We start from the raw sequence: 13,791 nt of genomic DNA, 5'->3' as shown, positions 1-13,791 counted from the left end.
TCGAAAAGTCTAATTTAAATGGGGCTATTAAAAAATATGCCCCATTTTTTGTTTTTGTTGGCTCTTCGAGACTGAATACCGAACAGGACGATCGATCTCAAAAAAAAATGAATGAAGTCCTTGCATGACAATATTTTGGATTTAATAAAAGTCTCTTTTTGAATTTCTGAATTCTCTGCTGTTTGCTGTTTGGGGTGTTCGGCCGATCTTGATGGTTTGTTGGGTATATCCACTCTAGAAGAGCTGTAATAGATTAGAGAACGATCGCCCTAAATCGGCTATACTCCATCCTTCCTCGATAAGCTGGGTTTCAAGAAATATTCACCACATCCCCCCTTAGCTCCCCTTTCAAAGGGGGGGAGGATAGAACTTGTCGCGTTCGGAAAAACCACTGTTAGAAATTTCGTATTAGTTCCTGTGAAGAGAATTCAAAAAAACGAGCGGGGATTTCCCGCCCGATATTTAATAGAACAGATCGACGCGATCGCCCGAGTACACGATCCGAGTTTTATGCAGGCATTAACTGCTTCGACTTTTCTTCCAACGTATCGAGAAGAGATTGATAGGGTTGGACGAACTTATCGATTCCTTCATCGAGTAACTCTTCCATCACGCGATCGAGATCGATATTAATGTCGCGATCGTGAAGACTCTCGAGCGTTTGAGATGCTTCTTCGACGTTACTTTCAATGCGATCGGCTTGGGGTTTACAGTGGTCGAAACAGGCTTCGATCGTGTCGGGAGGAAGCGTGTTTACCGTGTTGGAGGCGACGAGTTCTTCGACGTACAACACGTCGCTGTAGTCTGGGTTTTTCGTACTCGTACTTCCCCACAGCAAGCGTTGCGGTTTCGCACCTTTGGCTTCAAGAGCTTTCCAGCGATCGCTCTCGAGAACTTTCTGATATTCTCGATAGGCAACTTTAGCGTTAGCGATCGCAACTTTCCCTTTCAACTCTTGCAAACGAGCTTCCTCACTGAGATTTTCCGTTCCAATTTGCTGAAGGCGTTCGTCGAGAAGTTTATCGACTTTCGAGTCGATGCGGCTGACGAAAAAGCTCGCAACCGACGCCACGCCATCGATCGATTGTCCGTTTTGAACGCGGGTTTCGAGTCCCCGTAAATAAGCCCAGGCTGCTTGTTTGTAGTTTTCAACAGAGAACAACAGCGTAACGTTGACGTTAATTCCCTCGGCGATACACTGTTCGATCGCCCCGAATCCCTCTAAAGTACCGGGAATTTTAATCATCACGTTCGGGCGATCGACGGCTCGATACAAACGGCGAGCTTCCGCGATCGTCCCTTGCAAATCTCGAGCCAAATAGGGCGATACTTCGAGGCTGACGAACCCATCTCGTCCGTCGCTTTCGTCGTAGACCGCGCGAAAAATATCGCAAGCGTTTTGAATATCGGCGATCGCCAAAGATTCGTAAATTTCCTGGGGCGATTTGTCAGAATCTGCCCCCGTCTGAATGTCACTGTCGTAGATTTCGTTCCCAGAAATAGCTTTTTCAAAAATGGAGGGATTCGAGGTGAGACCGCGTAAATTGCGCGTCTCGATTTTCTCTTTCAGTTCTCCAGACTCGATTAAAGACCGATCGAGATAGTCCATCCAAATGCTTTGGCCGCAAGTGGTAATTTTAGAAAGAGGTGTGTTATCCATGAGAGTTTCTCCTTATGTGCGTTTTGTGTTTTTTGCGATGGGAAGTGGGTGCAACTGTTGCTGTGGCGATCGCATATCGTTGACAAGTCGCGATCGCCTCAACTCACGGCTCGCCGTAAAAACTGTCTGACTGCTCGATCTCGACTCGAGTGTCTGAATTCATCGCGATGAAGAGGTTTGCGAGTACGTAAAGTCCTAACATTACGGCGATGCTCACAACAACGTATAAAATTACGTGACTCGGACGGTGTTGTCCCATATTGACAAAGATTAATATCGCCGTTCGAGCGCTCGTTCGCAGATTTCATCAATGGGCGATCGGCAATTTAGCAAAACCGACACTACCATCACTCTATCGAATCGATCGCGGGTTCGGTCTCTTCCAATAGAGGGATTTTTAGAGGCGCGATCGCTTCAAAGAGGAGAGTTCGAGGCGTCGGGAAATCTGCGTCACGCTTTCAGTAAAGAGGTAATCTTATTGAGTTTTATCGCACTGGTAGAATCGGAATCGTTGCGTTAACCTCGGACGAGTCTGCGCGATCGGCTTCCCACTTACGATAGACGCCAGACTCCCCTAACATCGAGTACGCTCGAAATGTTTGCCACTTAACTTTCAGCACACAATGCCCCATCCCCTCATCAAAAGCGTCAAAAGGCAGTTTTCCAGCACCGGTCAACGGACGTTAGAGTGGATGGTCGCAACGCTCTCGAGCTTGTGGATCGGTGGGTTAGCCATTGCCATGCTGTCGTTGTGGGCGTTTGCTGAAATCGCTGAAGAACTGCTCGAAAACGAGGCTCAAACCTTCGATCGCACCGTACTGCTGGCCATCGGTCAGTGGCGTACTCCCTTCCTCGATCGCGTCGCAGTGGCCGTCACCACACTCGGCGATCCCAGCATTTTAACCGCCATCGCGAGCGGTTTCGTGTTGGTGTGGTTGTTTCAGCGTCATTGGAAACGCGCCTTGTCTTTAGCGATCGCCTTGCTGGGGGTTTCGGGATTGAACCTGCTATTGAAACACCTGTTCGCGCGATCGCGGCCGCAACTGTGGGAACGCGTCGTTGACGTTCGATATTACAGCTTTCCCAGCGGTCACGCGATGGTGTCGCTCGTCTTGTACGGTTTGCTCGGTTACGCACTCGCCCGTCAGTTTCCGCGATGGCGAGTCGGTATCGCTGGGGGGACGATCGCGATAATCGTCGCGATCGGGTTGACTCGGCTGTACCTAGGCGTCCACTGGCCGACCGACGTAATTGCAGGATTTGCAGCGGGTTTAGTGTGGTCGATCGCCTGTATTCTTGCCTTTGAGGTATCTCAAAATGCAGACCTTAAAACACAACTCGATCGCTTTCTTCAAAAGAAATAAGGAAGTTTTGCGCGTCGTTCTCGCAGTGTGTATGGTGGTGGCGGGAACGCTTCATTTTCTCGTCCCCGACCCCTTCGTCAAAATCGTTCCCGCTCCCCTGCCCGAACCGGAAATTATCGTTTACGTCAGCGGTATTTTTGAAATTCTCGGCGGTTTGGGATTGCTCGTCCCCCCCGTATCTCGTCGCGCCGCCTGGGGACTGATTGCAATTTTCATCCTCGTATTTCCCGCCAATCTCAACATGGCCTTTAACGACATTCACATCGACGGTATTCCAGACGGTTGGTGGTTTCAAGCGATTCGCCTACCGTTTCAAGCCGTGTTAATTGCCTGGGCGTACTGGTATACAAGTTTCGATGACAATCCCGATCGCGCCTCGATTTTACCGGGATTTCCCAAGTCCGATCGCTCTTAAAAAATCCCCGATCGACCGTTAGAATTTCGACAAAAACTGGCAGTGTCAAGCGATCGCTCTATTTAGCAACAGATCGAAGAACGGCGATCGCTCGATTCTCGATGTTTGTAAAAATACAAAACCTTCGTTCTTCAAGCCTATAAAAAAATGCCTAGATCGACAAAGTATACCTCGAGACAGAGGAAAAGTCGAGACCGATCGCCACATACTCAAGGTAGGGGTCGAGCGATCGTAAAACGCGTCTCATCCTTCAGAGGCGATATCAAATCTTGAAAAAGCGATCGCAATAAAAACCCATCCTTAAAACCGACAAAAAGACACCTAGGAGGTTGTCATGGGCGAACCCTTCAAGATTTCTCTAGAGCAAGAATTCAATCTCAGGAAATTTGCAGGAGAAGTCAAAAAGCTATCGCGATCTGAAGCGCAAGAGCGTTTAGTCGAACTCCACCGACAAATGATGCTTCAAGACAACCTCTACCGAACGCTCGTCGCCCGTCAGTGGGGAATCGACGCCCCACCTGCATCGGGGTAAATCCGCGATCGCGATCGACATTTTCTTCAGAAGGGAATCTGAAAAAGATTCCACCACTCAAAAGACGTTTACTTCAAGGAAACATTATGGTTACAACGCACAACACCTCACGGCCGAAAATCGGAATTTTACTCGAAAATCACTTTGAAGATTCTGAATTTCAAGTTCCCTATCGCGCCCTACAAGATGCAGGAGCAGAAGTTGTCGTTCTCGGCTCCCGCATGAACGACGAATACACAGGAAAACGCGGTAAAGTCAACGTTCGCCCCGACGCCACTGCAACCGAAGTGCGATCGGACGACTTCGATGCCATCCTCATTCCCGGCGGAGCTGCCCCCGATCGCATCCGCACGAATCCCAACGCCGTGAGTATCGTCATGGATGCGATGGCACAAGGAAAACTCGTCGCGGCTATCTGTCACGGACCGCAAGTCCTCATCGAAGCCGACCAGTTGCGAGGCAAACAAGCCACAGGATACCGTGCGATCCGTAAGGATATGCAAAACGCCGGTGCTACCTACATCGACGAACCCCTGGTGATGCAAGATAACCTCATCACCGCTAGACGACCCGGCGATACCCCTATCTTCACCACCGCAATTTTAATAAATCTCGGTCTCTCTCTCGAAAATACCGAGTTACCCGATGTTGCCAGCGAAAATTACGAATGGTGGCAACTCGGCGAAACCTGGGGCGGTTCGACTCGCGACGAAATCGTCTACGCTCTCAATACCGCCATCAGCGGTGAAAACTACACTCTCAAAACCTTTGAAGAGTACGGTAAACGGGCGCGAGACACCGAGCTAGGCGTCATCCTTGCCGAAGTCGTCACGACCAAACAGCGTCATATCCAACTGCTCGAAGCGCGTCTGTCGGCCTTTGGCGAATCCGTGACGTGGCAAGCCGTCGGCGGAGACGCTCTCGCCGCATTGCAAAGCTGGTTGCAGTCGAACGACAGCGATATGGAAATTGCCCGTCGCGCCTTGGGTGACTTACAAACCGGGGTCGTCGATGCGTACCATCTCAGCAGCCAACTGACCGACCCGATTACCGCTGCACTCTTCGACGATATCGAGGAACGGTTGGCACTTCACGAACGGCGGTTTGGCGATTTCTGTCGCGCCCGCTCTCAAGCGACGGTCGAGCCTCCGATGCCCACCACTCTGGCGTTCGCGTAATTGGGATTTGCATGGATAAGGTGAACGATGAGGGTTGAGGGTCGATCGTTTCTCATCTTCTCCTCACCTCATCATCGCCTCATCTCCCCGAACGCCCTCCCCCAGCAATGGCCGAATTAGCAAGTTCGGTCATTTTTGCACGGGCTACCGTATCGTCACCGCTGAGTCCTTTGAGAGACATTCGATAGCGAACGCCATCGATCGCCCATTCCATCACCGGCGGCGCACAAGACGCCCCGCACATCATCGGGTTGAAGTATCCCGTCACGCCGTTGGCGAGTTCGACGGTTTCGGCAAAGGTTTCACCCACACCGTAATAGTCGCTGTCGGTACGTTTGGCAGCGAACATCCCGTAAAAACAAGCACTCGCACCGCGACAGTTGGGATCGAAGGCTAACTCGATTTCGTAGCGATCGGCTTCGGCATCGGCGATCGCGTAAATCGGCGGATCGTCGGGAAGCGGAACCTCCCTCGGAAGGAGGATGGGAATTTCAGTAATGGGTTGGATTTCCGAGACAGCAGACTCGAAAATCGGCGCGACTTCAGCGGCTGTCGGGCTGTCGCTTGGCGGTGCTTCGGAGGTTTCTGTTTCGGGGGTTTCTGTTTCGGGTTCGCCAGCGGTATCGAGGGGAACCTCTTCTGCGACGGGAATCTCGGAGATATCCGGCGACGCAGGTTCTGGGGTAGCGGTGGGCGTCGGTTCTGTGGCGATGTCGCCCTCGGGTTGCATCGATTCGGCCGAGGGACTGCTACCGTTGCAGCTACTCAGCAGCAGTGTCGCGCTGACGAGAACCACGCTGAGAGCAGTTTTAGAGTTCAACTTAAATTTCAAACCCCACGGTTTCATCTTCGTTCGGCAGGCGATCGCGACTCCATTACGGTAGCACAGCCCCCTCGAGATCGCCCTGGTCAACTGTCCGAACGCCGGAAGGTCAGTTAAACGTTAAACTAGAGTGTTGAGATTCAACAGAGAGAGAGTCCGCACTTATGCAAAAGCGCAACACCGTCGAGACGCCCCATTTAATGCGTCGCGCTGAAGAACTCGTCGATGCCGCGTCGAATCGCTATCGCATCACCGTACAAGTGGCCAATCGAGCGAAACGCCGTCGTTATGAAGATTTCGACAACCTCGAAGAACCGGGAATGAAGCCGATCGTACGGGCGATCGTAGAAATGTCTGACGAACTCACACAACCGGAAATTATCGGCGACACGCACTAATACAGGGAACAGGGAACAGGGAACAGGGAACAGGGAACAGGGAACAGGGAACAGGGAACAGGGAACAGGGAACAGGAAAGGAGCGATCTTCAATTTCGTAGAACGACCCCTCCGCGCCTCGACTGAGGCTTCGACGGTGAGCGCTCAGCCGAACCGCGCTCGCCAAACGTCCTTTGGCACCTCCCCTAGCTCACGGGGAGGATGAGTGGGGTTCCGATCGCAAAAGTGAGATGCACCCGAGGGAAGAGTTTTTTCAGGTTAGGCTTGGGAATGCTGTTTAGCTTTTTCCCTTCCCTCCGAAAACTTTGAGATAAGATAATTTTAAAAAATTAGCAGCAAATCAAAAGTCAATTGTTTTTTAACCTTTTTTTATTAAAAAACATCTTTTTTGATTTGTTTGTGAAAAGGGTTTTTATTTTTTTATGATGAAACACACGAAAATAGCGAACTTCTTTGTGGTGTTTCTCTGCGTGATGGCAATTACCGTCATCGGGGCAACAGCTACAGAAGTCAATTCCAACGACACGGCTTCCTCGTACCAACTCGCCCAACGACCTCGGGGAACGAGCGATGCGTGGCAGCGGGTTTACGAGATTTTGCCCGAAATTCCCCGCGAAAATCAGTATACCCACGTCGAAACGGGAGACATCGAGACCGATAACACCCTCATCGGGCGGTTGATTCGCTATCACCTTTACGTGAAAGGACGCCCCTATCAGTATCGCCTCGACTGGAAGCTCACCCTCGCCGATTACCTCGGCGAAAACGAAATTATGAACGAGGGGGTTTATCCCGGTTACGATACCCTAGAAACCAATCCGTTGTTGGGCGATCGCGAAGCAATTCAAAGTCTGACGCCGCAACAACGAGACGATTTGGTTCACGTTCTCGTCAGCATCTTCTATCCCACCTATCTCACCCTACTCGAAGAACAGGCGAATCTCGAGGGCGACCCGGCCGCGTCGGCTTCAGAACCCACCGATCTCGACACGCCACCGCGACGGGGGAGCGACGTTCCGCAACTGCCTCGTTCGGGAGATGCTGAGTTGTTGCTTCCGTGATGGCAGGCGATGAGTGATGATGGAGTGAGGGAACGGGGCGGCGCAACGTCGCGATCGCCACTGCTGTCTTCCCAGTCTAAAACCCGTTATACCGAAGTGTTCCATGTCCGATCGAGATCGCTATTTGGCTGTAATCGATAAACTCGTCGAAACCACGTTGGCGGGAAAAATTCGCTCTCAAGAGCAGATTTATCAACGACTGCTGCGGGAAATTCGACCGGGAACCGGGGAAATTTTCGAGCGGTGTCTCGCCGAACGCCTCGGTGAAATCGAGGCGTCTGTGGGAACAACGACGAAAGTAAGTCGGATGCTGCGAGCGTTACAGACGATCGAGAAGCAATGGGAACGCTGGGAGAAAGACAACCAAGAGACTGCCGCGATCGCCTCAGCAGTGCGATCGATTTTAGCCTCGGAACCTGAAGATCGCTTGGAGGCGTTGTTAGGGGCGATCGATCCCAACCAAAACACCCCCTGGACAGCCGAACAGTTACGCCAACTGGCAACCTCCCTCAAGGCTGAAGCCGAAGACGACTCGCAGGTTTGGCAGTTGGCGGCGGGACTGATTGAAGGGTTGACGACGTTCGCTCGCCTCGAAGGAAGCCTCGTCAGTTGGATGTACGAAACGCGCCGCAATATCGGGTTTGGCGGAACGGAAGAGCGGCCCGGCCCCTGGAGTTTGTGGGCGAGAAACACCGAAGCCTATTTTCCCAGCGAACTCTTCCAAACGTTAGCTCGAGGGGAATCGGTCGGGGAACTGGCGGCGCGACATTCTGATTTAAGTTGGCAGCAGTTGGTGGAATTGGCGATCGCCTTACAGGGATTGCAGCGAGGGTTAGTCACCTGGTTCGATCGCCAACCTTACGACGTTAAAATGGGCAAACAGCTCTCGGTCAGTACGTTTTTAGTTTTTTCCTCCGTTTGGTGTCAGCTCTCGGAGGGCTTTTCGAGTCGTCCCGTACTCGCCGACGCTTGCTTTCAGATAGCGTTGCAAATTCTGCGGACTTTCGCCGGACGAGAAACGTTCCCCCTTTACGGTGGCGTGTTCGCCTCGTTCTCCGGGGAATATCTCGAGCATACGTTGGAGTATTTGGAACTCCCGTTAAAACGCATCGAAGGAACTCAGGAAAAAGCGCGAATTTTAACGCTGTTGGGCTATTCGCAACGGGCGGCGGGACAGCTCGATCGCGCCCGAGAATTTCACGAAGAGGCGTTAGAGATTGCCGGAAAAGCGGGAGATATCGCTTGTGAAATCGCCAATTACAACCATCTCAGTCGTTTGAACGCGGCGACGAAGGACTATCGGGCAGGACTCGATCGCGCCCAGCGTGCGTTAATTGTGGCACGACAAGCTGGCGATCGCCGAGGGGAAGCTAACGCCCTGGCCAACTGGGGCTATAGTCGCGTGTTGCAAGCTCAGCAACTCGAACGGTTAGATGAAGAGACTTCAGAACAGGCGATCGCGTATTTGCAACAAGGGTTGACGCTTTCGGAGAAGCTGGGCGACCGTCAGAGTTTGGCGTTGTGTGCCTATAGTTTGGGTTTGGCGTACGTCTTGTTGCAACAGCCTTCGAGTGCTGTGGGTTATTTACAACAGGGGTTAGACGCCGCTCGTGCTTCGGGAGATTTGTATTTACAGGGATTGAATTTCTCGACGCTCGCAGAAGCTTATTACAACTTACAGGATGTCGGACGGGCGATCGTGACGGCAGCAGTCGCGGCGTTTTTGCTCGATCGCATTCAAGCCAGCCAATGGCGACAGGCGGCGGGATTGCTGGTAATTTTACAGGGACAGTTGGGAGAGGAGGCGTTTCAAACCCATCTCGAACGGGAGCGATCGCAAATTATCCCTTTTATCGGTGTAGACGGGTACGACGACATCTCGAACCTCATCGACCGACATCGCGGCGAGGGTTAGTTAACAGTTAGAGTTGGGGAAAACGAGGACGATTCCAGACCGTTTTTCAGCCCGTCGACCAGCGCAACGAGGGCGATCGCCCGTTTGCGATTCACCTCAAAATTTCAACTTTCTTCGACTCAACCCTCCACTGGCTTGGAATCGTGCGTTTTTTTGTTTTTTGTTTTTTTTGAATCGGCGAATTTAGGCGATCGCCGGTTTTAAGTGAGTGCAAAAAGATCGGATTTTAACAGAAATCGAAGGTTTTGAAACGTCGCGATCGCCACTTTTTTAGGAAGCTTATTAACTATACAATAGTGCAAGCAAACAGACGAACAGAACGAATCCCATAAGAATGGTCAGAGTTTTTGTCTACGGAACCTTAAAACCGGACGGACGATTCCACAAACCCTATTGCGGCGATCGCGTCGTCGCGACCCAAACCGGGAAAGTCCGGGGCAAACTGTATCACCTTCCCCCCGTCAACTATCCCGCCATGACGACGGGTGACGACTGGGTCGAAGGCGTGGTGTTGTCTTTCAACGACGATCTGGCTTTAGCCAAACTCGACGAACTCGAAGGATACCAGCAACATCGTCCCCCGTCCCAAAACGAATACAATCGTTACGAAATCGACGTGTTCGACCTCCACGATTCGAGCAAATCTCTCGGAACGGCTTGGGCGTATTTTATGAGTGTCGAGCGAGTGCGATCGTTTGGAGGAATTTGGCTCAAAACCGGCAACTGGCAGCAACTTCACCGATCGTCACCTCGTCAGTCGTGACGTTTCGGGCAGTCTCGAACGTCCGCGAGACTCTCATCTGGCCACCACCTCGTTACGAGATTGCCATTCCGTGCGATCGTCGTTCGTCGCCAGTTCCTTCGGCGGGGTTTCGACGGCTCCCCATTGCGATTCAAGCGTTTGTAACAATCGTTCTTGGGTCGATCGCAAGGTTTCCGTATCCGTTCCACCGTTCATCATGGCAAACCAAACGACCCCGCGATCGCGCGTCGGTAACCCGCCAGAAATCGTACTGACACCGTTCAAACTTCCCGATTTAATCGTCGCCAACCTCGGAAGCGGACGGGCTAATAAAATTCCGTTATCGAGTCCCGCGATCGCGACGACATCGGAAACCGTCATCTCTTCGGATTCGAGTTCCCGATTGATGGCTAAATACATCGCCACCGCCGTTCGTGGAGAAATCTGGTTTTCTTCTCCCAACCCCGAACCGTTGATGAGTTGAAGTTCGTCAGCAGGAACTCCCGTCGCGGCCAGGACTTCACGAACGACGACCTCCGACCCTCCCATGGCCTTCGCGAACGTATGGGCGATCGCGTTGTTACTGTAGCGGTTCATCAGTTTCAGCAGTTCGGCGACGGGAACAGATTCGTGGCGAACCAGCAACGTGGTCTCCGCTGGTGGTTCCGAGACGACGCGCACCGTTCCCGCGATTTCGACCTGCGGACGTGGCGTATCGGAGGGAAGAGTTCGATATTGCGTTTCGGCTTCGAGAGTCCACAACTTCGCGTTCAGCCCCTGTTGGAGCAGTTCTCCCGAATACGCCACGTCTTCCTCAAAGTTCATATAGAAGTTTCCGGCGATAATTAAATCACCCGAAACGCGATCGATCCCCAAGTCGTGGAGTACATTTCCCACCTCGATGGCGTCTTCCCAGACGAACATGGGATCGAAATCTCCCACCACCACCAAATCTCCCTCGAGAACCCCGTTTTCGACCGTTCCCGTGGTTTTGAATTCTGTCGCGAAGCGGCGATCGACCTCGAAAACCCGCAACGCCGCCAGAGTCGTCGCGATTTTAGTGACGGAGGCCGCCGGAAACGGCTGCGTTCCGCGAACGTTGGCTAACAGGGTTTCGTTCGTTTGTATCCAAACCCCTTGCTTCGTCACATCGAACCCCTTGGCGGCTAAGGTATCGAGAACCTCGAGAACCTGTTGCTGAACTTCGACGTCGGGATTGTCTGACGACAGCAGCGGTAGCGGCGATGCGTCTGCTTCAGAAAGGGTTGCGTGTCGAACGGCGGGTTCCTCGGTGGAGTCGGGGGTTGGGTCGGCGACGGTGTCGGAGGGGGTCGTACATCCGAAAAGACCGGCCAGGAGAACGGCGGTGATAACGACGATGCGATAGCGAAAGTGATACATCACGAAGCGATCGAATTTATCTCAATATTTGAATTTTAAATACTGGTTTTGCTCAACCCGACAAGCCCCTCTATCCCCCCAACCCCCCTTTGAAAGGGGGGCTAAGGGGGGGCTAAGGGGGGATGTGGTCAAGATTTCTTAAAACCCAGCTTATCAGAAATGGATTCCGTATGAAAGCCATACCGCCATAGAAACCCGCCCGTCTCAAAACACAGAAAAAACGGGTTGACCCGTTCGAGAAGTCAACCCGCAAGCTTGGGAACGCGCAGAGGTTTTATTTTTGAACCATCAGTTTAACGTTGGCATTTTGCAGTCCGGGACGACGGACTTCAGCCAAGGTTTTGTTAACCGCGTATTTTTGATTGATGGAGTTGATGAGTTCGGTTTGATTGTGTTTTTTAGCAACACCCCAGAGGTCGGCGATGAGGTCGAAAGACCCGTCGCTGTTGCGAGACCAACCGAGGTCGTAGTCGCCTTCGAGAACCGCCACGATGTCGGCACGAACGCGCTGACCGTTATAACCGCGAACGTCAGCTTCGGTTTTCACCGAGATGCCCAGGTCGCGCAGAGAAGATTGCAGAACTTCAGCGTCGGTGATTTTGGTCCGCAAGGTGCTAAAGTGAGACATGAGTTTCCTCCTAGTGGAACTTGGTTGAGAACAGATAACGTGGTTGGTTGGTTAGATTCCACACCGAAAACCGGTGTTGGACTGAATCGTTAGCCTGGTTGGGGCTAACCTTTCCCCCCGGTGGCAGCCGGGAGAAAGCTTGTTACGACTCCATGCGCTGGTAGTCAGCCATGGAAGAAGCAGCCGGACGCGCCCGCTGTCTTGCCCAATCTCGTAGCGCCGTGACCTGTTCGGTCATCGTCTTGGACAGAGGCAGCGTGGATTTGACGGCAGCGATAATATCGAGTTGAGTGAACTCGCGGTCTTGTGCGAACGCTTCGTACATCGCAGCAATGACCGCCTGCTCGATTTCCGCGCCCGAGAAGCCGTCGGAAACTTTGGCCAGTTGTTCCAGGTCGAAGCGACTGATATCGCGGCGACGCTTGGACAAGTGGATGCGGTAAATATCTTGGCGCTCTTCGGTGGTGGGCAAGTCGACGAAGAAGATTTCGTCGAAGCGTCCTTTCCGCAAGAACTCACCGGGGAGGCGTTCGACGCGGTTCGCCGTCGCCATCACGAACACCGGAGAGGTTTTTTCCTGCATCCAGGTCAAGAACGACCCGAAAATGCGGCTCGATGTCCCGCCGTCGGAGTCGGAAGACCCCGCACCCCCAGCGAAGGCTTTATCCAACTCGTCGATGAAGAGAATTACCGGGGAAATGGACTCGGCGGTTTTCAAGGCGTTGCGAAGGTTGGCTTCGGAACGCCCCACCATCGACCCGTCGTAAACCCGTCCGATATCCAGGCGCAGCAGGGGCAGCCCCCACAAACGGGACGTGGTTTTGGCGATGAGGGATTTTCCGCAGCCGGGAACGCCGAGGATTAACATCCCTTTCGGTTGCGGCAAGCCGTACTCTCGGGCTTTTTCGGTAAACGCCCCCGAGCGTTGGCACAGCCACCGCTTCAGCTCTTCCAAGCCACCGACGGAATCGATGGTTTCGTCTTCCTCGATATATTCGAGGATGCCGTTGCGACGAATCAGTTGCCGTTTCTCGGACAGGACGATTTCCATTTCGGCTTCCGTCAGACGGTTCGCCGTGACCTGGGCTTTTCGGTAAACTTTTTCGGCTTCGTCTTTCGTCAAGCCCAAAGCGGCTTTGAGTAGCTTTTCGCGAGCTTCGGTACTGATTCGTTTGTTGCGACCTTCGGCAAGCTGTCGGGACAAGACTCGGTTGAGTTCTTTCATGTCCGGCAGCGGGAAATCCATCACCACTACTTCTTTTTCTAGCTCGATGGGGATTTGCTGCACCGGAGACATCAACACGATGGTTTTGTCTGTGCCTTTGAAGTAGGCGATCGCATCGCGAAGGGCGCGAGTGACGTTGGGGTTTTCTAGGAACGGGTGCAGGTCTTTGAAGATGTAGACGCCCGGTTCCTTATGCCGAATCGCCCAGTCGATCGCCGCTTCGGGAGATAAGGTGTTGTGAGGGTTTGCCCCGCCAGTCTGGCTGTAATCGATCGTCCCTTTGGTCGAAGTCCAGGTGAAGACCCGGCGTTGAGGTTTGACGGCACCAGCGATCGCGGCGATGGCTTGCTCGGCACGTTCCTCTTCAAAGGTGACGAGGTAGATTAAGGGATATTGAGCTTGTATGAGGATGCTTAGCTCTTCTTTCATGACCATCGACCGACTAAAAC

14 protein-coding genes are annotated in these 13,791 nt (G+C 52.7%); 9 read left to right on the top strand and 5 right to left on the bottom strand.

Annotated features, from left to right (window positions below; translation table 11 throughout):
- Positions 1–508: 508 nt before the first annotated feature.
- Positions 509–1,660 carry a transaldolase gene (gene tal, locus GEI7105_RS0127540; protein WP_026098015.1) on the bottom strand — a complete coding sequence of 384 codons (1,152 nt, stop codon included), beginning with the start codon at positions 1,658–1,660 and terminating at the stop codon, positions 509–511.
- Positions 1,661–1,970: 310 nt separating this feature from the next.
- Between tal and GEI7105_RS0127530 the strand changes: the two genes are divergently transcribed.
- From GEI7105_RS0127530 to GEI7105_RS0127510, 5 genes are all read left to right on the top strand, one after another.
- Positions 1,971–2,180 carry a hypothetical protein gene (locus GEI7105_RS0127530; protein WP_017663576.1) on the top strand — a complete coding sequence of 70 codons (210 nt, stop codon included), beginning with the start codon at positions 1,971–1,973 and terminating at the stop codon, positions 2,178–2,180.
- Between the two features lie 103 nt (positions 2,181–2,283).
- On the top strand, positions 2,284–3,024 hold the full coding sequence (locus GEI7105_RS0127525) for a phosphatase PAP2 family protein (RefSeq protein ID WP_017663575.1): 741 nt from the start codon (positions 2,284–2,286) through the stop codon (positions 3,022–3,024).
- Positions 2,978–3,439, top strand: coding sequence for a DoxX family protein (locus GEI7105_RS0127520; RefSeq protein WP_051044248.1), 462 nt, complete (start codon positions 2,978–2,980; stop codon positions 3,437–3,439). Before GEI7105_RS0127525 ends, GEI7105_RS0127520 begins: the two co-directional genes overlap by 47 nt.
- Before the next feature lie 334 nt (positions 3,440–3,773).
- Positions 3,774–3,971 (top strand): NblA/ycf18 family protein, encoded by a 198-nt coding sequence (locus GEI7105_RS0127515; protein WP_017663573.1) that lies wholly within the window; start codon positions 3,774–3,776, stop codon positions 3,969–3,971.
- An 86-nt stretch (positions 3,972–4,057) separates the two neighbouring features.
- Positions 4,058–5,149 (top strand): type 1 glutamine amidotransferase domain-containing protein, encoded by a 1,092-nt coding sequence (locus GEI7105_RS0127510; protein ID WP_017663572.1) that lies wholly within the window; start codon positions 4,058–4,060, stop codon positions 5,147–5,149.
- Between the two features lie 79 nt (positions 5,150–5,228).
- Here the strand turns inward: GEI7105_RS0127510 and GEI7105_RS0127505 are convergent, their stop codons facing one another.
- Complete coding sequence (locus tag GEI7105_RS0127505) at positions 5,229–5,996, bottom strand: hypothetical protein (RefSeq protein WP_017663571.1); 768 nt, start codon at positions 5,994–5,996, stop codon at positions 5,229–5,231.
- Positions 5,997–6,136: 140 nt separating this feature from the next.
- On the opposite strand from GEI7105_RS0127505, the gene GEI7105_RS0127500 reads away from it, so the two are divergent.
- The 4 genes from GEI7105_RS0127500 to GEI7105_RS0127480 all read left to right on the top strand — a co-directional run bounded on the left by GEI7105_RS0127500 (position 6,137) and on the right by GEI7105_RS0127480 (position 10,109).
- The gene (locus GEI7105_RS0127500; RefSeq protein ID WP_017663570.1) at positions 6,137–6,370 is read left to right on the top strand and encodes a DNA-directed RNA polymerase subunit omega; all 234 of its coding nucleotides are present in this window, start codon (positions 6,137–6,139) and stop codon (positions 6,368–6,370) included.
- Positions 6,371–6,792: 422 nt separating this feature from the next.
- Complete coding sequence (locus GEI7105_RS0127495; RefSeq protein ID WP_035494072.1) at positions 6,793–7,431, top strand: hypothetical protein; 639 nt, start codon at positions 6,793–6,795, stop codon at positions 7,429–7,431.
- Positions 7,432–7,534: 103 nt separating this feature from the next.
- Positions 7,535–9,346 carry a tetratricopeptide repeat protein gene (locus tag GEI7105_RS0127490; RefSeq protein ID WP_017663568.1) on the top strand — a complete coding sequence of 604 codons (1,812 nt, stop codon included), beginning with the start codon at positions 7,535–7,537 and terminating at the stop codon, positions 9,344–9,346.
- Between the two features lie 334 nt (positions 9,347–9,680).
- A complete protein-coding gene (locus GEI7105_RS0127480) occupies positions 9,681–10,109 on the top strand; it encodes a gamma-glutamylcyclotransferase family protein (RefSeq protein WP_017663566.1) in 429 nt (142 codons plus the stop codon).
- Between the two features lie 33 nt (positions 10,110–10,142).
- Here GEI7105_RS0127480 and GEI7105_RS0127475 read toward each other — a convergent pair whose 3' ends face one another.
- The 3 genes from GEI7105_RS0127475 to ycf46 form a co-directional block, all read right to left on the bottom strand.
- Positions 10,143–11,489 carry a D-alanyl-D-alanine carboxypeptidase gene (locus tag GEI7105_RS0127475; RefSeq protein WP_017663565.1) on the bottom strand — a complete coding sequence of 449 codons (1,347 nt, stop codon included), beginning with the start codon at positions 11,487–11,489 and terminating at the stop codon, positions 10,143–10,145.
- A gap of 274 nt (positions 11,490–11,763) precedes the next feature.
- The gene (locus GEI7105_RS0127470; RefSeq protein ID WP_017663564.1) at positions 11,764–12,117 is read right to left on the bottom strand and encodes a DUF1257 domain-containing protein; all 354 of its coding nucleotides are present in this window, start codon (positions 12,115–12,117) and stop codon (positions 11,764–11,766) included.
- A 142-nt stretch (positions 12,118–12,259) separates the two neighbouring features.
- Positions 12,260–13,771: a stress-responsive protein Ycf46 gene (gene ycf46 / locus GEI7105_RS0127465; RefSeq protein WP_026098012.1), complete on the bottom strand. Its 1,512-nt coding sequence runs from the start codon at positions 13,769–13,771 to the stop codon at positions 12,260–12,262.
- Between the last annotated feature and the right edge of the window lie 20 nt (positions 13,772–13,791).

The sequence above is a fragment of the Baaleninema simplex PCC 7105 genome (assembly GCF_000332355.1).
GTDB lineage: Bacteria > Cyanobacteriota > Cyanobacteriia > Cyanobacteriales > Geitlerinemataceae > Baaleninema > Baaleninema simplex.
Note: the sequence above shows the minus strand (reverse complement) of the source record. Positions and strands in the feature narration are given on the sequence as shown.

Coding starts and splice junctions, on each gene's coding strand:
- ycf46 (WP_026098012.1), bottom strand. CDS start 13,771: ATGAAAGAAGAGCTAAGCATCCTCATACAAGCTCAATATCCCTTAATC.
- GEI7105_RS0127530 (WP_017663576.1), top strand. CDS start 1,971: ATGGGCGATCGGCAATTTAGCAAAACCGACACTACCATCACTCTATCG.
- GEI7105_RS0127515 (WP_017663573.1), top strand. CDS start 3,774: ATGGGCGAACCCTTCAAGATTTCTCTAGAGCAAGAATTCAATCTCAGG.
- GEI7105_RS0127475 (WP_017663565.1), bottom strand. CDS start 11,489: ATGTATCACTTTCGCTATCGCATCGTCGTTATCACCGCCGTTCTCCTG.
- GEI7105_RS0127510 (WP_017663572.1), top strand. CDS start 4,058: ATGGTTACAACGCACAACACCTCACGGCCGAAAATCGGAATTTTACTC.
- GEI7105_RS0127480 (WP_017663566.1), top strand. CDS start 9,681: ATGGTCAGAGTTTTTGTCTACGGAACCTTAAAACCGGACGGACGATTC.
- GEI7105_RS0127505 (WP_017663571.1), bottom strand. CDS start 5,996: ATGAAACCGTGGGGTTTGAAATTTAAGTTGAACTCTAAAACTGCTCTC.
- tal (WP_026098015.1), bottom strand. CDS start 1,660: ATGGATAACACACCTCTTTCTAAAATTACCACTTGCGGCCAAAGCATT.
- GEI7105_RS0127495 (WP_035494072.1), top strand. CDS start 6,793: ATGATGAAACACACGAAAATAGCGAACTTCTTTGTGGTGTTTCTCTGC.
- GEI7105_RS0127500 (WP_017663570.1), top strand. CDS start 6,137: ATGCAAAAGCGCAACACCGTCGAGACGCCCCATTTAATGCGTCGCGCT.
- GEI7105_RS0127520 (WP_051044248.1), top strand. CDS start 2,978: ATGCAGACCTTAAAACACAACTCGATCGCTTTCTTCAAAAGAAATAAG.
- GEI7105_RS0127490 (WP_017663568.1), top strand. CDS start 7,535: ATGTCCGATCGAGATCGCTATTTGGCTGTAATCGATAAACTCGTCGAA.
- GEI7105_RS0127525 (WP_017663575.1), top strand. CDS start 2,284: ATGCCCCATCCCCTCATCAAAAGCGTCAAAAGGCAGTTTTCCAGCACC.
- GEI7105_RS0127470 (WP_017663564.1), bottom strand. CDS start 12,117: ATGTCTCACTTTAGCACCTTGCGGACCAAAATCACCGACGCTGAAGTT.